Origin of the sequence: Mucilaginibacter sp., assembly GCF_035492695.1 — a bacterium.
Taxonomy (GTDB): domain Bacteria; phylum Bacteroidota; class Bacteroidia; order Sphingobacteriales; family Sphingobacteriaceae; genus Mucilaginibacter.
On sequence record NZ_DATJJC010000027.1, the window covers coordinates 329,673 to 349,183 of the forward strand.

At 45.7% G+C, this 19,511-nt stretch carries 16 protein-coding genes; 9 read left to right on the forward strand and 7 right to left on the reverse strand.

The window, feature by feature from the left end:
- Nucleotides 1-217 precede the first annotated feature (217 nt).
- Both VL525_RS17790 and VL525_RS17795 read left to right on the forward strand, forming a co-directional pair.
- On the forward strand, nucleotides 218-544 hold the full coding sequence (locus tag VL525_RS17790) for a hypothetical protein (protein ID WP_325388383.1): 327 nt from the start codon (nucleotides 218-220) through the stop codon (nucleotides 542-544).
- Between the two features lie 204 nt (nucleotides 545-748).
- Complete coding sequence (locus tag VL525_RS17795) at nucleotides 749-1,192, forward strand: hypothetical protein (RefSeq protein ID WP_325388384.1); 444 nt, start codon at nucleotides 749-751, stop codon at nucleotides 1,190-1,192.
- Nucleotides 1,193-1,266: 74 nt separating this feature from the next.
- On the opposite strand, the gene VL525_RS17800 is transcribed toward VL525_RS17795, so the two are convergent.
- Both VL525_RS17800 and VL525_RS17805 read right to left on the reverse strand, forming a co-directional pair.
- The gene (locus VL525_RS17800) at nucleotides 1,267-2,169 is read right to left on the reverse strand and encodes a nucleotidyltransferase family protein (RefSeq protein WP_325388385.1); all 903 of its coding nucleotides are present in this window, start codon (nucleotides 2,167-2,169) and stop codon (nucleotides 1,267-1,269) included.
- 132 nt (nucleotides 2,170-2,301) lie between these two features.
- Nucleotides 2,302-3,414 carry a M42 family metallopeptidase gene (locus VL525_RS17805; RefSeq protein WP_325388386.1) on the reverse strand — a complete coding sequence of 371 codons (1,113 nt, stop codon included), beginning with the start codon at nucleotides 3,412-3,414 and terminating at the stop codon, nucleotides 2,302-2,304.
- Nucleotides 3,415-3,562: 148 nt separating this feature from the next.
- Between VL525_RS17805 and VL525_RS17810 the strand changes: the two genes are divergently transcribed.
- Nucleotides 3,563-4,486 carry a DUF6340 family protein gene (locus tag VL525_RS17810; protein ID WP_325388387.1) on the forward strand — a complete coding sequence of 308 codons (924 nt, stop codon included), beginning with the start codon at nucleotides 3,563-3,565 and terminating at the stop codon, nucleotides 4,484-4,486.
- Here VL525_RS17810 and VL525_RS17815 read toward each other — a convergent pair.
- Both VL525_RS17815 and VL525_RS17820 read right to left on the reverse strand, forming a co-directional pair.
- Nucleotides 4,455-4,892: a GNAT family N-acetyltransferase gene (locus VL525_RS17815; protein WP_325388388.1), complete on the reverse strand. Its 438-nt coding sequence runs from the start codon at nucleotides 4,890-4,892 to the stop codon at nucleotides 4,455-4,457. The genes VL525_RS17810 and VL525_RS17815 overlap by 32 nt on opposite strands.
- Nucleotides 4,893-4,973: 81 nt before the next feature.
- Complete coding sequence (locus VL525_RS17820; RefSeq protein ID WP_325388389.1) at nucleotides 4,974-6,515, reverse strand: acyl-CoA carboxylase subunit beta; 1,542 nt, start codon at nucleotides 6,513-6,515, stop codon at nucleotides 4,974-4,976.
- Nucleotides 6,516-6,601: 86 nt separating this feature from the next.
- Between VL525_RS17820 and can the strand changes: the two genes are divergently transcribed.
- A complete protein-coding gene (gene can, locus VL525_RS17825; protein ID WP_325388390.1) occupies nucleotides 6,602-7,243 on the forward strand; it encodes a carbonate dehydratase in 642 nt (213 codons plus the stop codon).
- A gap of 73 nt (nucleotides 7,244-7,316) precedes the next feature.
- On the opposite strand, the gene pruA is transcribed toward can, so the two are convergent.
- A complete protein-coding gene (gene pruA, locus VL525_RS17830) occupies nucleotides 7,317-8,954 on the reverse strand; it encodes an L-glutamate gamma-semialdehyde dehydrogenase (protein ID WP_325388391.1) in 1,638 nt (545 codons plus the stop codon).
- Nucleotides 8,955-9,222: 268 nt separating this feature from the next.
- On the opposite strand from pruA, the gene VL525_RS17835 reads away from it, so the two are divergent.
- A complete protein-coding gene (locus VL525_RS17835) occupies nucleotides 9,223-9,411 on the forward strand; it encodes a hypothetical protein (RefSeq protein WP_325388392.1) in 189 nt (62 codons plus the stop codon).
- A 383-nt stretch (nucleotides 9,412-9,794) separates the two neighbouring features.
- Complete coding sequence (locus VL525_RS17840) at nucleotides 9,795-10,220, forward strand: SRPBCC family protein (RefSeq protein WP_325388393.1); 426 nt, start codon at nucleotides 9,795-9,797, stop codon at nucleotides 10,218-10,220.
- Nucleotides 10,221-10,379: 159 nt separating this feature from the next.
- Here the strand turns inward: VL525_RS17840 and VL525_RS17845 are convergent, their stop codons facing one another.
- Both VL525_RS17845 and VL525_RS17850 read right to left on the reverse strand, forming a co-directional pair.
- A complete protein-coding gene (locus tag VL525_RS17845) occupies nucleotides 10,380-12,062 on the reverse strand; it encodes a serine hydrolase domain-containing protein (RefSeq protein WP_325388394.1) in 1,683 nt (560 codons plus the stop codon).
- 107 nt (nucleotides 12,063-12,169) lie between these two features.
- The gene (locus VL525_RS17850) at nucleotides 12,170-13,339 is read right to left on the reverse strand and encodes a TlpA disulfide reductase family protein (RefSeq protein ID WP_325388395.1); all 1,170 of its coding nucleotides are present in this window, start codon (nucleotides 13,337-13,339) and stop codon (nucleotides 12,170-12,172) included.
- Nucleotides 13,340-13,403: 64 nt separating this feature from the next.
- On the opposite strand from VL525_RS17850, the gene VL525_RS17855 reads away from it, so the two are divergent.
- From VL525_RS17855 to VL525_RS17865, 3 genes are all read left to right on the forward strand, one after another.
- Nucleotides 13,404-13,754, forward strand: coding sequence for an MmcQ/YjbR family DNA-binding protein (locus VL525_RS17855; protein ID WP_325388396.1), 351 nt, complete (start codon nucleotides 13,404-13,406; stop codon nucleotides 13,752-13,754).
- A 104-nt stretch (nucleotides 13,755-13,858) separates the two neighbouring features.
- The gene (leuS, locus tag VL525_RS17860) at nucleotides 13,859-16,723 is read left to right on the forward strand and encodes a leucine--tRNA ligase (protein WP_325388397.1); all 2,865 of its coding nucleotides are present in this window, start codon (nucleotides 13,859-13,861) and stop codon (nucleotides 16,721-16,723) included.
- Nucleotides 16,724-16,994: 271 nt separating this feature from the next.
- Nucleotides 16,995-19,505, forward strand: coding sequence for an outer membrane beta-barrel family protein (locus VL525_RS17865; RefSeq protein WP_325388398.1), 2,511 nt, complete (start codon nucleotides 16,995-16,997; stop codon nucleotides 19,503-19,505).
- The last annotated feature ends 6 nt before the right edge of the window (nucleotides 19,506-19,511 follow it).

Here is a 19,511-nt window from a genome sequence, read left to right on the forward strand (position 1 = left end):
TATTGTTAAATAATTATGTACCGCTTAAAAAAACCTATGTAATTATCATTGATTCAGGTTGATATTTCAAAAATCGTTCCGCTGCGTTTAGGTCCGGCCACGGCTGCTCCTGTATTTGCTAAATATTTTAAAAATCATTGCATCTTTTTTAAAAGGCAATCGTATAAGGAGTCAGTATAGATTACATGCACATTTAACTGACAAAAAAAAGATCGATATGACTAAGCCGGAAGATATTTATAAAGAGTACAGGGAATTGCTGATGAAAAAAGCGGATATGGGACCGGGACAGCAATTTACGTTCAATTTCACTTCGGAAAACCGTGGAACTTTTACCGTTACCAATGACGACAGTATGGACATGATCGGGGGAACAGTAAAACTTACCGTAAACAACGACGGTTTAAATATATTGATGGACTATAAAGGTTTCTACATCACCCAAACTTTGAAGATCGCTAAAAACGAGAAAGGCGAGACTACGCTTATACGCGAACCTAACAGCGGCAAGGTATTCCTTACCGGCCATAAACTGGATTCATAAGCTTTAAAAAGCCTTTTTCACCACAAGCCTCAAAAAGCAATTGAGGAATGCATTACACAATATTGCTGTGTTAATTACCCACTTTTTTTCCTTTCGAGAATTTTATTGATTTCTTATACATTTCATAACAAACTGTAAATCAGCATACTTTAACGATTAATTAATCTTTCCTAATGCTGGCGCAACTGTTGCAATATAGCCGGCATGAAACGGTTAATATTACTCATCGCATTATCAGTATTGTCAGTATCAGCATTTGCACAGTTCCCGCTGGGTGCAACCAAAGAGGAGATCAAAACCTATTTTGGCGAGAATGTTTCTTACGCTAACGTGCAGGAATTCAAAACTGCCAACGGCAGTGAAGCGCTGTGCTTCACCAAGGTTCGTGTTATCGGTGATTATACCTTCCTGTTCAACTTTGATGGTGTTTGCACATCCTACGTTGAGACTTACGACAAGAAAGACATGAATGAAGTGGTATGGCGTTTCGACCGTAAATTTTGCCGCCTGGGTACTACCATCTGGAGCGATGAAGATAATACCTATAATGTTACCATGGTAGCCAATCCAAAAAAAGGAGCCAATTTTATCAGCATTACTTACAAGCCCGTTGCACCCGCCGCAACAAGTACTTTGGCATCAAATTAAGCACACATTAATCTTATATAAAAAAAACGCCCGGACGAAAGACCGGGCGTTTTTTTTTATATCCGAATTTCTATTTACGTCCACAAATTCTCGGGATATACCCCGCTGCTCACCAACTTGGAGATGCTTTCCTGTACAATCGGCTTATCTTCCTTATAAGTAACACCGAACCATTTAGAAGATGTTGGAATCACCTTGAACGCCGCTGTTCCGCTTTTGATCAGCTCATCTGCTGCCAGCGGGATAAAAAATTCCGCTTTGGGATTATTTTCATTTGCCTCAACAAATCTTTTGAACATCGGCTCGCTTTGTTTGAAGATGGCCGGTGTGAAGCCCCAGAAGTTCATGGACACGCGGGTATCGTTGGGTAATGAATGTTCGCCGGTAGCATCTTTATAAGCTACGGTGCCGTCTTCTTTAAAATATACTTCGGTGCGCTCATTTATCTCAACCATGTTACCCTGATCATCCACTTTACAAACGCCGCGCGATACAGAGCCGTAATCGGACAAGGTTTTGTCTATCTGGTAGCCTATAATGGAATATAAGCTATCCGAAACTTCCGTGGTCAGGAATTTCGCCATTTTCTCAAATGCCTCCCGGCCGTAATAGTCATCCGCATTGATAACGCAAAAAGGCTCGTGCACCTGGTTACGTGCCGCAAGCACCGCATGCTGTGTGCCCCATGGTTTTGCTCTTTCGATAGTTTTATCGATACCGAACGGCTTCAGGTCGTAGCTTTGGAATACATAATCCGTTTCGACCCGTCCTTTCAGCTTTGGCTCGAAAATGGATTTGAACTGATCGGCAAATTCTTCGCGGATGATAAAGCTGATCTTGCCAAAACCCGCATTTATGGCATCATAAATAGAATAATCGATAATAGTTTCGCCGTTAGGGCCAAAGCCGTCTACCTGTTTCATGCTGCCATAGCGGCTGGCCATGCCTGCGGCCAATATCAGTAGTGTAGGTTTCATAATTTCAAAAGGTATTGTATGGAGTGTTTTAGTTTAATTATATCTCAAAAGGCATTTATACTTAATTTGTTTTAGTAATGTTTGCCCTTTCAAAAGTAAATGATAAATGTTTAAATGACAATTATTATTTACTTACTTGATATACCTGAAATCCTGTCCATCCTCAACATTAAGCAATACTTCGTATATCAGGCGGATCACATTGTCTACATCCTCTTTATGTATCATCTCCACCGTAGTGTGCATATAGCGCAAAGGCAGCGAGATAAGTGCCGAAGGCACCCCGTCGTTGGAATAAGCGAAGGCATCGGTATCCGTGCCTGTCGACCTGGATGATGCCTGGCGCTGGAATGGTATATCTGCCTTTTTAGCTGTTTCTATCAGCAGTTTGTTTACATTATTTTGCACTGCGGGAGCATAAGATACTACCGGTCCCTTACCACAGGCCAGGTCGCCCTGTGTTGTTTTGCTGATCATCGGCGTTTGCGTGTCGTGCGTAACATCAGTAATAATGGCCAGGTTTGGTTTGATGTGGTGAGCGATCATTTCCGCTCCGCGTAAACCTATTTCTTCCTGCACGGCGTTTACTATATAAAGGCCGAAAGGCAGTTTCTTTTTATTCTCTTTCAGTAAACGGGCAACCTCGGCTATCATAAAACCGCCGGCGCGGTTATCCAATGCACGACCAACATAGTAGCGGTCATTCAACACCATAAACTCATCTTCATACGTGATCACGCAACCCACGTGGATGCCCAGTTTTTCAACTTCATCTTTCGAGGTACAGCCGCAATCCAGGAAGATATTCTTCAGCGTCGGCGCTTCTTCCTTTTCACCCGAACGGGTGTGGATAGCGGGCCAGCCGAAAACAGCTTTCACAATGCCGTTATCGGTATGGATATTTACTCTTTTTGAAGGGGCGATCTGGTGGTCGGAGCCGCCATTGCGGATAACGTAAATCAGACCGTCGCTGGTGATGTAGTTAACGAACCACGATATCTCGTCGGCATGCGCCTCTATCACAACTTTGTATTTCGCTTTTGGATTGATGATACCTACCGCAGTACCATAATTATCGACATAGTGATCGTCGATGTAAGGCTTGATATAATCGAGCCAAAGTTTCTGCCCTTTCCATTCAAAGCCGGTTGGCGAGGGGTTATTAATATATTTTTCGAAGAATGCAAGCGAGGTTTTATTGACTACCTCAACATGTTTTTTCTTATCATCCTTTTTTTTAGCCATGGTATTCGACTGTTTTTATAGTAATGCAGCAAATATAGTAAAGCTTGTGAGAATGGCGTATGCTAACAAATTTTAGCGGGCCGGCCTGATGTATCAGACCGGTTTTTTCACCGGGTTTTCATATTATCGCAGTATATTAGAATATAATATGGAAACCGCCAAAACCATAGCAGGTTTGTTGCTTGCTATTTTCGTCACTATCGTAAGCAAGGGGCCCTCTGCACCGTCGTCCATCAACGTACCGATAACCTACGCCGCCAGGTATTATTTTGGCAGGGACACGGCTACCATACTGGTGATCAATCAATTTGATCTTAACAACACCAAAGATACCAGCGCTAAAAAGATCGACGCACTAAAAGGCGCTGCTTATACATCCCTGAAATTCATTGGGTCGCAGATCGACCTGTTGCCCCATACGCGTGTTATCAACCTGGTTGATTCTTTAAACTTCCAGGCGAACAAAGATTCGGTAAAGAACCTGGCTTCCAAATACAATGCCACGCAGGTGCTGGCGCTAAAAAATTTCGACGCCGCTATCATCCGTAGTGACATTCAAAGTTCTGAGATATATCTTAATACTTTGGTCAATGCCGATTTCAAGCTTTACGAAGGTAACGGGCTTTTCTCAAAAAAGCTGCATGGCACGGCAAGTGACCTGGTATCGGGCGAGAATTACAAACACCTGTCGGCCGGCGAAGTATTTGTCAGTCCGCCTATCGGCCTTTATAAAGCTGCTGTGGACACGTCATCGGAAAATGCCGCGATGGATGCCCTTAAAGATTATTTCCCTAATACCATTTCGCACGACCGGCCCTTATTTAGCGATCACTTCTTAACGAAAGGAGTTGAGAAACTATATGCAGGCGACCCGGACGGAGCCATTAAATTATTTGAACCATACCTGCAGGACAAGAATGCAAAAAAAGCGGGGAAAGCTGCGTACATGCTTGCCATTGCTTACGAATTTAAGGGAAATGTAGAAAAAGCGGGGGAAATGGCTACGCTATCGCTGAATAAATTCAACAACCCTTACGCAACTACAATGCTGCAGGATCTGAAGGATGAGTGAGGCCTTTTTCCAGTATCTCGTAATCAAACCCGTTTTTTGAAAAGAACTGTCCCGTGTGGTAAAATCCATTTTTATCGTAAAACCCTGTAGCCGACAGCCGGGCGTTACACCAAATCCGTTTACCGCCCTCTGCTTTTGCAAAATCGGTTATATAGGACAACAGTTCATTGCCGATGCCTTTGCCCTGGTAATTCAACTCAACGGCAAATTTGCGAAATTGGAAACCGCTGCCTTTTTGAAACAACGAAACGATACCCACCAACTTATTGTCGGTAAATGCACCGAAATGGATACCGTCCTGGTCCTCGTCCATTTCCATTTCATACAATTTTTGAGCAGGATATAAAACCTGCTGGCGCAGGTACCAGGTTAGTTCAGGGCGGATTTGTTCGATGCTTATTTCCATGAGGTAAAATGACAAAGGTAAAAGGATAAAGGTAAAATCTGGATATCACCCCCTTTTACCTTTATCCTTTCGCTTTTAACCTCACAAAGGGATATTCCCGTGCTTCTTCCTAGGGTTATTCACCACCTTATTCTCCAGCATTTTGAAAGCATGGATGAGTTTGATGCGGGTTTCGGATGGCTCTATCACTTCGTCCACAAAACCACGTTCGGCAGCGCGGTACGGGTTGGCAAAAATATCAGAATAGGCCTGTTCCATTTCCAGCCATTTGGCTTCCTTATCTTCGGCAGCGTTGATCTCGCGCTTAAAGATGATCTCGGCAGCACCTTTGGCGCCCATTACGGCTATCTCGGCTGTCGGCCAGGCGAAGTTCATATCAGCGCCGATGTGCTTGGAGTTCATCACATCATAAGCGCCGCCATACGCCTTGCGGGTGATGACGGTAATACGCGGCACGGTAGCCTCGCTAAAGGCATACAGCAACTTAGCACCATTGGTAATAATAGCGTTCCATTCCTGGTCTGTACCCGGCAAAAATCCCGGAACATCTTCAAACACTAATAATGGAATATTAAACGAATCGCAGAAACGCACAAAGCGCGCCCCTTTTGTCGATGAATGAATATCCAATACCCCCGCCAGAAATGCCGGTTGGTTGGCCACAATGCCGATGCTCCTGCCGGCAAGGCGCGCAAATCCAACTACGATATTTTCGGCAAAGTCCTTGTGTACCTCCAAAAAGGAATCGGCATCTATAACATTTGTTATTACATCGCGGATATCATAAGGTTGGGAATTGTTTTCCGGCATAATATCATTCAGCGCGGGGCGCGATTCATTCTTGCCTTCATAAGGCAATGCAGGCGCTTTATCCTCGCAGTTTTGCGGCATGTAACTCAGCAGTTTTTTAACATGCTGAATAGCATCTATCTCGTTGGCACAGGCAAAATGCGTAACGCCTGATTTAGTAGCATGGGTAGTGGCTCCGCCTAATTCCTCCGAAGTAACCACCTCGTGCGTAACGGTTTTCACCACGTTAGGACCGGTAACAAACATATAAGAGGTGTTCTCTACCATCAAAATAAAATCAGTGATGGCTGGTGAATAAACCGCACCACCCGCGCATGGGCCCATAATAGCGGATATTTGCGGCACTACCCCCGATGCCATGGTATTCTTATAAAATATATCGGCATAGCCACCTAAGGAAACTACCCCTTCCTGGATACGCGCGCCGCCAGAATCATTCAACCCAACCACAGGGGCGCCGTTCTTCATGGCCAGGTCCATGATCTTGCATATCTTTTCGGCATGTGTCTCAGAAAGTGAGCCGCCGAACACGGTAAAGTCCTGCGAAAAAACGTAAACCAGCCGGCCGTTGATCGTTCCATACCCTGTTACCACACCATCGCCGGGATATATTTCCTTTTCCATACCAAAATCGGTGGAGCGATGGGTTACCAGCATACCTATTTCCTGGAAAGAACCTTCATCCAGCAGAAAATGCAGCCGTTCGCGCGCAGTTAATTTCCCCTTTTTATGCTGGCTTTCGATACGCGCATGACCGCCACCTAACAGGGCATGTTCCTTTTTTTGCTGTAATGTCTTAAGTTTCTTGTTCACGGTCCCGGTTGGTTAGTAATGAATCCGCTAAAAATAGCAATTATCGGGTAAAAGCAGGTAAGTTGCAGTTTAGTATATTTGCAGCGATGAGCACAACTAACCACATTAGCTACGAAGGCCTGCTGGAAGGCAACAAGCAATTTATTGCGGACGCATTAAAGGAAGATCCTGAATATTTTGACAAACTAACGGTTCAAAACCCGCCTGTATTATGGATAGGCTGCGCCGATAGCCGCGTGCCCGCAAACCAGATAACCAATACCAAGCCGGGAGAGATATTCGTGCACCGTAATATCGCCAATATGGTGATCCATACGGATATGAATATGCTTTCGGTATTAGACTACGCGGTCAACGTATTAAAGGTTAAGCATGTTATTGTAACGGGGCATTACGGTTGCGGTGGCATAATTGCCGCCATGAGCGACCAGCAATTCGGGTTGATAGATAACTGGCTGATCCATATTAAGGACGTTTATCGCCTGCATGCCGCCGAACTGGACAAGATAAGCAACGAAAAAGCACGGGCTGACCGCATGGTGGAGCTGAACGTGATAGAAAATGTGAATAATCTTTGCAAAACATCCATCGTCCAAAACGCCTGGAAAAGCGGGCAGGAACTAAGCGTACACGGCTGGGTATACAGCCTCAGCACCGGCATCATCACCGACATGAAGGTGAGCACCACCAATAATGATAAACTGGATAAGGTGTTTAAATTTAAATAGGTTGGTTCATAGGTGATAGATCATAGTTCATAGCAGATTTTACTATGAACTATGATCCATGAACCATAGGCTGCTAAACCTCTTTCTGCAAAAACGGGTACCGGTAATCCTTCGGCGGATCAAATGTTTCCTTTATCGTCCGCGGAGATACCCAGCGCAATAAATTGATCATCGATCCGGCTTTATCATTAGTGCCCGAACCTCTGGCGCCACCAAACGGCTGCTGGCCAACTACGGCGCCTGTCGGTTTATCGTTGATATAGAAATTACCGGCTGCGTTGCGTAAACGGTGAGTCATATCGGCAATGGCGTAGCGATCCTGTGCGATGATAGCACCCGTTAAAGCATAGATGGAGGTTTTATCGACTATATCCACCACTTTATCAAAATCCTTATCATCATAAACGTAAACCGTCAGTACCGGACCAAAAAGTTCCTCGCACATGGTTACGTAGTACGGGTCGTTAACTTTGATAACGGTTGGCTCGATAAACCAGCCTTTGCTTTTGTCATAGTTTCCGCCGGTAATGATCTCGACACTTTTATCCTGTTTGGCAGCATCGATATATTTCGCCAGTTTATCAAAAGATTTTTCGTCGATAACGGCATTGATGAAATTCTCAAAATCCTCCACCGGCCCCATTTTGAAAGTGGCAATATCACTTTGCATCTTTTCCTTAATAGCCGGCCACAGCGATTTCGGAATATAGGCCCTTGAAGCTGCTGAACATTTCTGGCCCTGGTATTCAAATGCGCCACGTATCAGGGCAATGTTAGCCACATCAACATCAGCACTTGGGTGTATTAGCACAAAGTCCTTACCGCCTGTTTCGCCAACAATACGCGGGTAGGTTTTATATTTATGGATATTATTTCCAATGGTTTTCCAGATGTTCTGGAACACGCCGGTCGACCCCGTAAAGTGTATGCCTGCAAAATCGGGGTGATTAAAGATGACCTCTCCGGCAGTTGGGCCGTCAACATAAACCAGGTTGATCACACCATCGGGCACTCCCGCTTCGCGGAACACCTGCATGATCACGTTGGCAGCATACACTTGCGTATTGGCCGGTTTCCAAACCACTACGTTACCCATCATCGCTGCCGACGAAGGCAAATTACCTGCAATAGCCGAAAAGTTGAATGGCGTCAGCGCAAATACAAAACCTTCCAGCGGGCGTTGCTCTAACCTGTTCCAAATACCCTTGCCCGATATTGGCGGCTGCTGCTGGTATATCTGGGTCATGTAAAAAACGTTGAAACGCAGGAAGTCGATCAGTTCGCAAGCCGAATCGATCTCGGCCTGGTAAGCATTTTTCGATTGGCCCAGCATGGTAGCTGCGTTCACTTTGGCGCGGTACGGCCCGGCAAGCAGGTCGGCGGCTTTAAGGAAAATGGCGGCGCGGTGCTCCCAGGGCATTTCCTCCCAGTCGGCTTTGGCTGCCAGGGCAGCGTCAATAGCGGCGGTTACGTGACCGGCATCGCCATAGTGAAATGTACCCAGTAAATGCTGGTGGTCGTGCGGTGGGCGAAGTTCCTGCAATTTGCCGGAACGTACTTCCTTACCGCCGATATACATCGGGATGTCGATCTGTTTTGAACGCGCTTCGTCCAAAGCGGCCTTAAGCGCTGCACGCTCCACACTGCGCGGACCGTAGTTCAATACAGGTTCATTTTGCGGTGTGGGGACGTTAAAAAATCCTTTGAGCATAGGTTATAATTATTGAGAGCGCAAAGATACGGGTTAATGTGCAAATGTGCAGATGTGTGGACGTGCAAATTACGGGAGGGTGACAGTTTGGTCCGAACGTCGGGAAAGTCCGCAAGATGAATTGTACTTCCTCATTCGATTCAAAATACCGTGAAAACACGGGTTGTTTATTTAACGCAGGAAAGTAATTTTAAATGATTTAATTTTCGATTTTCTTTATTGAATATATTTTTCCTCAATACTTGAATAATACATTAAATATAAGACAATGGCAGCAATTAAATTAAAAAGTAAATATGGTTCAGACCTTTATTATATAGACGGGAATGAGATCAAAGAGAAAAATAAATATGGAAATGTGCTATTTTATATCGATGGTGATGAAGTAAAGGAAAAAAACAAACATGGACACACTCGTTTCTATATTGACGGATATGAAATAAAGGGAAAAAAATAAATATGGAATCGTTAGATATTACATAGACGGAAGTGAAGTAAAAGATAAAAATAAATACGGAAGCCTTAGATATTATATCGATGGCCCGGAGATAAAGGAAAAGAAATACGGCAACACCATTTACTTCATCGATGGCAACCTGACTAGAGATCAGCTTTTTGCCTTTATTTCAATTGTCTAATCTTCTATAAGAATCTCTTGTTAGTGACCAACAAGCTGCACGAGCTTTAAGCTTCCACAATGGAACATTCCAACTTTACAACCTTTCAACATCATCCCCCTGTCGCAAACCTACCGCCACATTGTCGTTTTCACCTGTCACAACACCCCACATAACTGCCGTATGTTTGTATTGTTAAACGAATCAAAAAACACACAACGATATGAGCACAACAGAAAAAACACTGGTTACGATCGAAGCGGTTGTAAACGCACCTGTGGAAAAAGTATGGGAATTATGGAACAACCCTAAACACGTTACCCAATGGAACCATGCATCGGACGACTGGCATTCGCCAAGCGCCGAGAACGATCTGCGCCCCGGCGGCACATTCTCTTACCGCATGGAAGCTAAAGACGGCAGCTTCGGGTTCGACTTTGCCGGCACTTATGACGACGTTACACCTAACAAACGGCTTGCCTATACTATTGGCGACGGCAGGAAGGTAGAAGTGGTTTTTGACGGTGCAGGTAATTCAACCAAAATAACCTCGACTTTTGAGGCCGAAAATCAAAACCCGGTTGAAATGCAGCGCGGCGGATGGCAGGCGATTTTGGATAATTTTAAGAAATACGCGGAATCCAAATAAACAAAATCCAAAACCGTCATGGCGAGGAACGAAGCCATCTCTACATAGGACAGTCCCCAACCGGAATTAATTAGTGAAACGTTAACTAAAAACACATCCCGGTTCCCGATTTGCATGTGCAGAGATGGCTTCGTTCCTCGCCATGACGCAAAGTGGAGGCTACTCCACCTTCTTAAACAGCACATGCCGTATCCTGCCTGAATTCACCTCGAAACCGGTGATCTTGTTCTTGTTGTCGCGGAGCATGTCCAGGTTGTCCATCCACCAGAAATCGGTAGTTAAATGATTATCGCCATATAGCTTCAACGGCGAATCGTTGTATTTGGCGTTGGTGAGTACCAGTTTATGGTCTTTTAATACAATGCGATAATTGCAATCCAGTTCGGGCGAATAGTAGGTACCGGTATAAGTTTGCAGTATTTTATCGGTCTTTGGTGTGGTGTCGTATTTAATGAGCAGCCGGTGATTATCCGGCCAGTATTGGTCAACCTTTGTTTTTTTGCCATCCATCCCGAATAAAAATTTCACCTCGGGCCGGCTAAACATTTCAAACGTATCCTTCGCAGCTTTTATTAACAGGTTGCTGCTGCCGTTGGGGGTTATCCAGTACAATTTACCATGACTGAGCCGGTAGCCAAAGTGTGCGCCATCGGCAGAAAGATAGTCGCCGGTGAATTTCTTAATACTGACCGTATCCTTCAGATCGGCCTCTCTCATATCCGTGTATTTCTTTTTAGGAACTTCCTTTTTGGGGGAAGGATCTTTGATAAACAGGTTCGCCAATTGATCGGTCTTCCAGCTCGGGTCAACATTGCCCAGGTTGCTGAAAGCGATGAAACCCATCTTCAGGTCCGGGAAAACGCTGACAGAAGTGCGGAAACCGGCATCACCACCGTTGTGCGAATACCTTTTTTGGCCCCTGTAGGTATCCACGCCTATCCCCATGGCATAATCCTGCACTTTACCATTATTCAGTATGGCTTTTGTAGTTAACGTCTCCACATCCTGCTGGTCACCCACCTTGTGGATGTAAAAGTTCATTAGCCACTTGCTCATATCATCCACGTTTGTAAACAGGCTGGTGGCTCCTGCGTTAGAATAACTTAATACAGCATTAACAAAATGTCCCTTTTCCTTGTCGTAAGAATAGGCGCGATTGGGTTCTATTTCGGTATAATCGTCATGAAAATGGGTGTGGTTCATCCCCAGCGGCTTAAAAATCGCCGAATCGGTAAACTGCCTCAGCGTTTTTCCGGTTACTGATTTAATGATCTCGCCCAGCATGGTGAACCCGCTGTTGGAATAGCTCCATTCATCACCCGGCTTAAAATTAAGCGCCTGCTGCTTACTTAATATTTTGACGATCTGGTCCTCGGTTATCACATCATCCAGCCGTGTGCCGGCAATGGCCAGTAACTGCCACTGGTCGCGTATGCCGCTTGTATGGTTCAGCAGGTTGCGGATGGTTATTTTCTGTTTCAAGTCGGGGAACCATGCCAGGTATTTCCGGATATCGTCGTCCAGGTTAAGTTTGCCCTGGCGGGCCAGCAAAACAATGGCATAGGCCGTAAACTGTTTTGATACCGATGCCATGTGAAAAATAGTTTCAGGCGTGATAGGGATATTGTACTCCAAATTAGCCATGCCATAACCTTTAGCGTAGATGAGCGAATCGTTACGGACGATACCCACGGCAAAGCCCGGGCTCTTATTGTTATCCCATTGCTTAAACAGGCTGTCTATCTTTTTTGCGGTTGCTTCGGGTATGGCCTGCGAAAAAGCGGCGTTGGCGGCGCTAAACGCCAACAACAGGGCGAAGACGTGTTTCAGGGAGGTTCTCATAATTTGGCTTAAGCGATAAAATTACAGAATACGGGCCGGATTGCAAGCCCGGTAGTATGACGCCTCGTAACGCAAAACGTCACAAGCCCTACATCGATCCCCCATAATTACTGTTTAAATATCACCGCCAGTTGCCTGTCCAGCAGTACATCGGCGTGCACATTGTTGCTGTCGCCATAGCGGCCTATGATCTTGCCCGTCGGGTCGATGAGTATCTGTGTAGGCATATAATGTACCGAATATTTATCGGCAAGGTCGTTATCAGTACCATTGCCGCTTAATACGTTCACCCACTCGCTCAATTTGTCTTTTTCAACGGCGGTTTTCCATGCCTTGGGCGATGCATCGTTATCGGCTATGCTGATCACTACAAAACCTTTCGCCTTATATTTATTATACACGTCCATCAATCGCACATTGTTTTGCCGGCTGTTCCGGTTCCAGCTTGCCCAAAAATCGAGGAGAATATAACTACCCCTGCATTCGGCAAGTGACACCCCATTCCCGTTGATGTCGGTGGATATAAAGTCCGAAGCCATGTTGCCCGGCTGTACCGCTTCCACCTTTTTTATGGCTGCCGCCAGGCGCTGCCCATCGGGGCTTTGTTTCATATAAGCGGGGAGCATTCCGTAAATAAGCTTTGACGAGTCGAGGCCCAATTGCGGCACAAACGGGATGATCTCATGCAGTGTAACATACGACCGCGGGTGCGTTAAAAAGAATTGATAATTAAGCATCTTAAGCCTGTCTTCGTAAGGCGCCAGCTTTGTACCGATCAGGGCAGCCAGTTCCGGGTCCTTTTCGCGGTAATAGCTATCATAAATGGGCTGCATTTCCTTACGGGTATCAGCCGTACGCTTGTTTAGTTCTACAAACTCATCCTGGCTTTTCGAGCCTATCAATTTTATTGAATCAGGATGGGAAGGGTCGCCCGACAGATAGATCCGGCCCGGTTCTATATAAAACTCCCTCAACCTGGCATCTAAAGCGCTGTCGGTCAGCATTTCGCCCTGGTCCTTAAAACCTATCCACGCACTTACCGGGTGGCTCAGGCTGTCTGTTAAAATAAACCGATCGCTGGCAATTGGCCTCGACTGTAAAAGATTTTCGCCCTGGCTGCTTTCGTAATAGATCAGTACCGTATCACGATGCGCGCGGCTCATGCGGCCGTTCATAATAAAGATACTTTCCGTAGGCGACGAATTTTGTTTCTGCGCCAAAGCCTGCTGCATGGCAGAAACCAATAACATAGCTACAAAAGTTGCCCGGATATTCATGAACCCATAGAAACGAGATTAGTGAAAAAAATGTTCGGATTATTTACTTTTACTTCAGCATCTTATGACTATTGAAGACCTCCAAAACATCTGCTATAAATTGCCCGGCGTAACCGAAGATATAAAGCTGGGCGAACACTTATGTTTTAACGTAGGCGGAAAGAGCTTTTTGTTCACTTATCCCGGCGGCACGCCACCGTCCGCATCATTCAAAGTTCCGGATGAGGATTTTGAGGAGGTCAGCGCCAAAGAAGGTTTGCAGCCGCACCCCTACATAGCCCGGTATAAATGGGTGCTGGCCGCTGATATCAACAGCCTGAGCAAAAAGGAATGGGAGCATTACATCAGGCAATCGCACGCGCTTATTGCCTCAAAACTCCCGGCAAAGACAAGAAAAGCTTTGGGAATATCATAAAAAGCGCCCTGGAAATCACTAATCACAGATTAACCAATCACCAGTTAACCAATCACTAACTAAATTTTCGTAATTTCGCCACCTCAAAAAAAGCGAAATAGCGGATGGACTACCAATTTAAAGATATAGAAAAAAAGTGGCAGGAATTTTGGGCCCTCAATCATACCTTTAAGGCTGATAACCACACAGACAAGCCAAAATACTACGTGCTGGACATGTTCCCCTACCCTTCGGGTGCCGGGCTGCATGTGGGCCACCCGCTGGGCTATATTGCTTCCGATATTTTTGCACGTTACAAGCGCCTCAAGGGGTTTAACGTTTTGCACCCGATGGGTTACGATAGTTTTGGCCTTCCGGCCGAACAATATGCCATCCAGACAGGGCAGCATCCGGCATTAACCACCGAAGCAAACATCAACACTTACCGCCGCCAACTGGACCAGATCGGGTTTTCGTTCGACTGGAGCCGCGAGGTGCGTACCAGTTCGCCCGACTTTTATAAATGGACGCAGTGGATATTTATGCAGTTGTTCAATTCGTGGTACAATAAAGCTGCGGATAAGGCCGAAAGCATTGAAAAACTGGTAAAACATTTTGAGGAGAATGGTTCGGCAGGCATCGATGCGGTGTGTGATGACGATGTCCTGGCTTTTTCAGCTGCTGAATGGAAAGCGTTGGGCAATCGCGAACAACAGGAAGAGCTATTAAAATACCGCCTGACCTACCTGCGTGAAAGCACGGTAAACTGGTGCGCCGCATTGGGAACTGTATTGGCGAACGATGAAGTAAAAGATGGTTTCAGCGAGCGCGGCGGTTACCCTGTTGAACAAAAGAAAATGATGCAGTGGAGCATGCGCATTACAGCCTATGCCGAACGCCTGTTGCAGGGCTTAGATAAAATAGATTGGCCAGAACCTTTAAAGGAAATGCAAAGGAACTGGATAGGAAAAAGTACCGGGGCGAGTGTAAGATTTCAGATTGCAGAAGACGGAGGTCAGACTTCTGACTTCAGACTTCTGACTTCAGACTATATAGAGGTTTTTACGACGAGGGTCGATACGATCTTCGGTGTTACTTTCCTGGTATTAGCACCTGAGCATGAATTGGTGCCAGCTTTGACCACGCCCGGGCAAAAAGCGGAGATCGACGCTTACATCGCACAAACTAAAAAGAAATCGGAGCTGGACCGTATGGCGGATGCCAAAACGGTATCTGGTGCTTTTACCGGTAGTTATGTCATCAACCCGGTGAATGACGAAAAAGTGCCGCTTTATATTGCCGATTACGTTTTGGCTGGTTATGGAACGGGCGCGGTAATGGCCGTACCATCCGGCGACCAGCGCGATTACCTTTTTGCCAAACATTTCAATTTGCCGATAGTGCCCATTATGGACATCCAGCAAATTGAAACCGAAGCCGACCCGACCAAGGAGGGCCGCTATATCAATTCGGATTTCATGAACGGGCTGAACTATAAGGAAGGCACCGCGAAAGTGATCGCCTACCTGGAAGAAAAAGGCCAGGGCAAAGCCAAGATCAATTACCGCATGCGCGATGCGATATTTGGTCGCCAGCGTTATTGGGGCGAACCGGTACCGGTTTATTTTAAGGAAGGTTTGCCCTATTTAATAGATGAAAAGGACCTGCCACTGGTATTGCCCGAGATAGATAAATATTTACCGACTGAAACGGGTGAACCCCCATTGGCGCGTGCTGAGGGTTGGAAATACAAGCCAGCCGTTGGGGCAGGCAACTCCCTCTCCTTTGGAGAGGGCCGGGGTGAGGCTTATGAATACGAGCTTTCCACCATGCCCGGCTGGGCCGGATCAAGCTGGTACTGGTACCGTTACATGGACGCGCATAACAACGAGGAATTTGCATCGAAAGATGCTATCGCTTACTGGAAGGATGTCGACCTGTACATCGGTGGAAGCGAACATGCTACCGGGCACTTATTGTACAGCCGTTTCTGGAACAAGTTTTTGGTGGATATGGGCCTGGGTATCGAAGAAGAGCCATTCAAAAAACTGATCAACCAGGGACATATACAGGGGAGATCGAGTTTTGTGTACCGGTTAATAGATACTGAAGGTCGTGGTACAAACACTTTTGTATCACATGGCCTCATCAAACAATATAAGACTTCAGAATTGCATGTAGACGTAAATATCGTTGATAATGACATTCTCGATATTGATAAGTTCCGCGCCTGGCGGGAAGAATATAAAGACGCCGAGTTCATTCTTGAAAATGGCAAATATGTATGTGGCGTCGAGATCGAAAAGATGTCGAAATCCAAATACAACGTGGTTAATCCTGATGTTTTGGTTGAACGCTACGGTGCCGACACCCTGCGCATGTACGAGATGTTCCTCGGTCCGCTGGAGCAGAGCAAGCCCTGGAACACCAACGGTATCGAAGGCGTGTTCAAGTTCCTGCGTAAGTTCTGGAAGCTTTTCCATGATGAGCAATTCAATTTCCGGGTAACTGATACAGAACCTACCAAAGCTGAATTGAAATCGCTGCACAAGATCATCCGTAAGGTGGAAGAAGATATCGAGCGTTTTTCGTTCAACACTTCGGTATCCAGCTTTATGATCGCTGTTAACGAGCTTACTGACCTGAAATGCAGCAAACGATCAATTTTGCAGGACCTGGTTGTGGTATTATCACCTTACGCGCCGCACATTTGCGAGGAGTTATGGGTATTGTTAGGGAACCGGGCGGGATCACTATCTCATACGCCGTACCCAAAATTCAACCCGGAATACCTGGTGGAAGACGAATTCTCGTATCCGATCTCCATCAATGGCAAAACCAAGATGAACCTCAACATTTCCCTGAGCCTTGAGTCTGCGGCTATCGAGAGTTTTGTTTTGGCCAGCCCCGATGTTCAGAAATACCTCGACGGCAAAACGCCTAAAAAAGTGATCGTGGTTAAAGGGCGTATCGTAAATATGGTGCTATAACAAACCTCTGCCGAAATGCATTTAAAATGAGACCCACAATATTGGGTCTCTCAGTTATTTATTTCCTTCAATGTCCAATTGCGCGGTGCCTGATTGTCATGTTATTGCACCGGTAATCCACTATAAATCAATGAAAAACCAGGCAAATAATGTAATATTAACACTAAGCCATGTAACGAATCAATGACAATTATAGTCTATGACAAAAAAATGGACAACAGGGTGTAACATTTAATCTATTTTCGCCTCCAATTACCAAAAATTGCAACAAATGAAACGATTACTTTTACTTATTTTAATTATATCCTGTTCGGTTATAACCGCGCAAGCCCAATTTGGAACGGGCGGCGGCGGCTCTACAACCGTTGGAAAAATTTCAGGCACGCTTGTTGACTCTGTTACTAAGCAGCCACTCAGCTATGCCTCGGTAGCGCTTTTCAGGGCAACCGGCAAATCGCCCATAAACGGTGTTTTGACCGACGACAAAGGCAGCTTTAAGATAGACGGTGTAAAACCGGGCGATTATAAGATCAGGATCACTTACGTGGGCTATCCTGAAAAATTTGTCAATGGCGTATCAACCACCGATTCCAAGCCGGACAATAACCTGGGCACGGTGCTGGTAGTATCAAGCGCTAAATCGCTGAAAGAAGTTCAGGTTACGGGTACAGCTTCGTTGGTAGAAAACAAGATCGACAAGATCGTTTACAACGCCGAAAAAGACCTTACTGCAGCGGGCGGCAACGCAACCGACGTACTGCAAAAAGTACCATTGGTAGCCGTCGACCTGAATGGCAACGTATCCCTGCGCGGCGATAATAACGTACGCGTTTTGATCAACGGCAAGCCATCAGGTGCCACATCAGCAAGTTTATCGGATGTGCTGAAAACCATCCCCGCCGACCAGATCAAAAGTATCGAAGTGATCACCTCCCCTTCTGCCAAATACGATGCGGAAGGTTCGGCAGGTATCATCAACATAATCACCAAGCAAAAGAACATGTCGGGTGTTAGCGGGTCGATAAGCGGCGGTATAGGTACTCGCCAGAACAACGGGAACCTTAACTTCAACTATAACAAGAACCGCTTTAGCTTAAGCATCAATGCGGGTGGTAACCTTAGCTGGCCTCAAACCTCGCTTAATACCTTTAATAACGATATCCATCCTGAAGGTACGGACCTTCATTATGCAACCTCTTCAGCAGGCCAAACTAAGGTAAAGCGTCATGGTGGTATCGGTAACGTGTCGGTAAATTATGATTTTAACGCCTTTAATAGTATTCACTCCAACATCAGGCTCAACCAGGGCGGTTTTGATCCGATAAGCGATAACCAGTCGTCGTTTACCAACTTTAACAACCCTGATTCGAACAGTATGTATTCAAGCCATGGTACGGGCCACAACTCTTTCGGCGGGTTTGACTGGAACCTGGATTACACACATAAGTTTAAAAAAGAGGGCCATGAACTGGATATATCAACTCAATGGAGTCACAGTAAGATTGTAACAAATTTTGCTACGTTGTATACGGCGCAGTATCCTGACCAAAAAAGCAACATCGACGGGTTGAACAATGAATATACCGTACAGTTAGATTATACGAACCCGCTCAGCAAAAAACTAAAACTGGAAGCCGGAGGCAAGGAGATCATCAGGAGAATAAATAGTAATTCCGACCTGTTCACACCAGATGCACAGGATCCGAGCGGCTTTATATTCGACAACATTAATTCAAACACTTACAATTACAACCAGAATGTAACAGCAGGGTATACCGTATTGACCTTTACCCTGGGCAAGGGATATTCGATATTGGCCGGTGCACGTGATGAATACACAACAATTCATGGCGTTCCGCAATCGGCCGGCCAGGACCTGCAACCATTCGATAACGATTATAATACTTTCATTCCGAGCCTGACCCTGCAAAAACAGATCAGCACGACAAACACGGTTAAACTGGCATACAGCAAGCGTATTACCCGTCCAAGCCTGCAGTTTTTGAATCCTTATGTAAATACGAGCAACATACAGGCAGCAACCGAAGGTAACCCTACGTTGTCGCCCGAAGTATCGCAAACCTACGAGTTGGATTATATTACTTTCATCGGTGGATCGGTGTTGAATTTCTCAGCATACTATAAACACACTGCCGGTGTTATCGAGAATATAGCCATTGCTACGGCAGGCAACGCAGGTACTTTAACGACCTATCAAAACGCTGCGGTGAATAATTCTTTTGGCGGTAGCTTTTTTGGTTCGGTAAGCCCATGGAAACCGGTAACGCTCCGTGCAAGCATCAATGTTTATTCTTATAACCCAACACCTTATGCGCAGTACCAGCAATTTTTCTCACAAACAGGTGTGTATTGGCAATATAGCGGATTCGCTTCTGCAGAGTTAGATCTTAAAAACGGATTTATAGCGCAGGCGTTCACATTCGGCAGCTCTCCACGCCGTACCATACAGGGATCAAGCCCATCGTTCAGCTTGTTTGGCATGGGGGTACGTAAACAATTCATGAATAAAAAGGCATCCATTGGTATTAATGCACTGCAGCCATTTGCTAAATACAAATACTTCAATACCAACACGCAAAGTGCCGGTCTTAGCCAGACAAGTACCTTTGCCTTCCCTTTCCGCTCTTTTGGATTAACGTTTAGCTATAGCTTTGGTAAGGTTACCTTCAGCAACCAGCAGAAGAAAGGCGTTAATAACGACGATATGAAACAGGGCGACCAGGGTGTAGGCGGAGCCGGCGGTGGCGCAGGTAACCGTTAATCGATT

What these genes read in the sequence shown, in the direction of transcription:
- VL525_RS17790 (WP_325388383.1), top strand. Translation starts at nt 218, where the DNA reads ATGACTAAGCCGGAAGATATTTATAAAGAGTACAGGGAATTGCTGATG.
- VL525_RS17795 (WP_325388384.1), top strand. Translation starts at nt 749, where the DNA reads ATGAAACGGTTAATATTACTCATCGCATTATCAGTATTGTCAGTATCA.
- VL525_RS17800 (WP_325388385.1), bottom strand. Translation starts at nt 2,169, where the DNA reads ATGAAACCTACACTACTGATATTGGCCGCAGGCATGGCCAGCCGCTAT.
- VL525_RS17805 (WP_325388386.1), bottom strand. Translation starts at nt 3,414, where the DNA reads ATGGCTAAAAAAAAGGATGATAAGAAAAAACATGTTGAGGTAGTCAAT.
- VL525_RS17810 (WP_325388387.1), top strand. Translation starts at nt 3,563, where the DNA reads ATGGAAACCGCCAAAACCATAGCAGGTTTGTTGCTTGCTATTTTCGTC.
- VL525_RS17815 (WP_325388388.1), bottom strand. Translation starts at nt 4,892, where the DNA reads ATGGAAATAAGCATCGAACAAATCCGCCCTGAACTAACCTGGTACCTG.
- can (WP_325388390.1), top strand. Translation starts at nt 6,602, where the DNA reads ATGAGCACAACTAACCACATTAGCTACGAAGGCCTGCTGGAAGGCAAC.
- pruA (WP_325388391.1), bottom strand. Translation starts at nt 8,954, where the DNA reads ATGCTCAAAGGATTTTTTAACGTCCCCACACCGCAAAATGAACCTGTA.
- VL525_RS17835 (WP_325388392.1), top strand. Translation starts at nt 9,223, where the DNA reads ATGGCAGCAATTAAATTAAAAAGTAAATATGGTTCAGACCTTTATTAT.
- VL525_RS17840 (WP_325388393.1), top strand. Translation starts at nt 9,795, where the DNA reads ATGAGCACAACAGAAAAAACACTGGTTACGATCGAAGCGGTTGTAAAC.
- VL525_RS17845 (WP_325388394.1), bottom strand. Translation starts at nt 12,062, where the DNA reads ATGAGAACCTCCCTGAAACACGTCTTCGCCCTGTTGTTGGCGTTTAGC.
- VL525_RS17850 (WP_325388395.1), bottom strand. Translation starts at nt 13,339, where the DNA reads ATGAATATCCGGGCAACTTTTGTAGCTATGTTATTGGTTTCTGCCATG.
- VL525_RS17855 (WP_325388396.1), top strand. Translation starts at nt 13,404, where the DNA reads ATGACTATTGAAGACCTCCAAAACATCTGCTATAAATTGCCCGGCGTA.
- leuS (WP_325388397.1), top strand. Translation starts at nt 13,859, where the DNA reads ATGGACTACCAATTTAAAGATATAGAAAAAAAGTGGCAGGAATTTTGG.
- VL525_RS17865 (WP_325388398.1), top strand. Translation starts at nt 16,995, where the DNA reads ATGAAACGATTACTTTTACTTATTTTAATTATATCCTGTTCGGTTATA.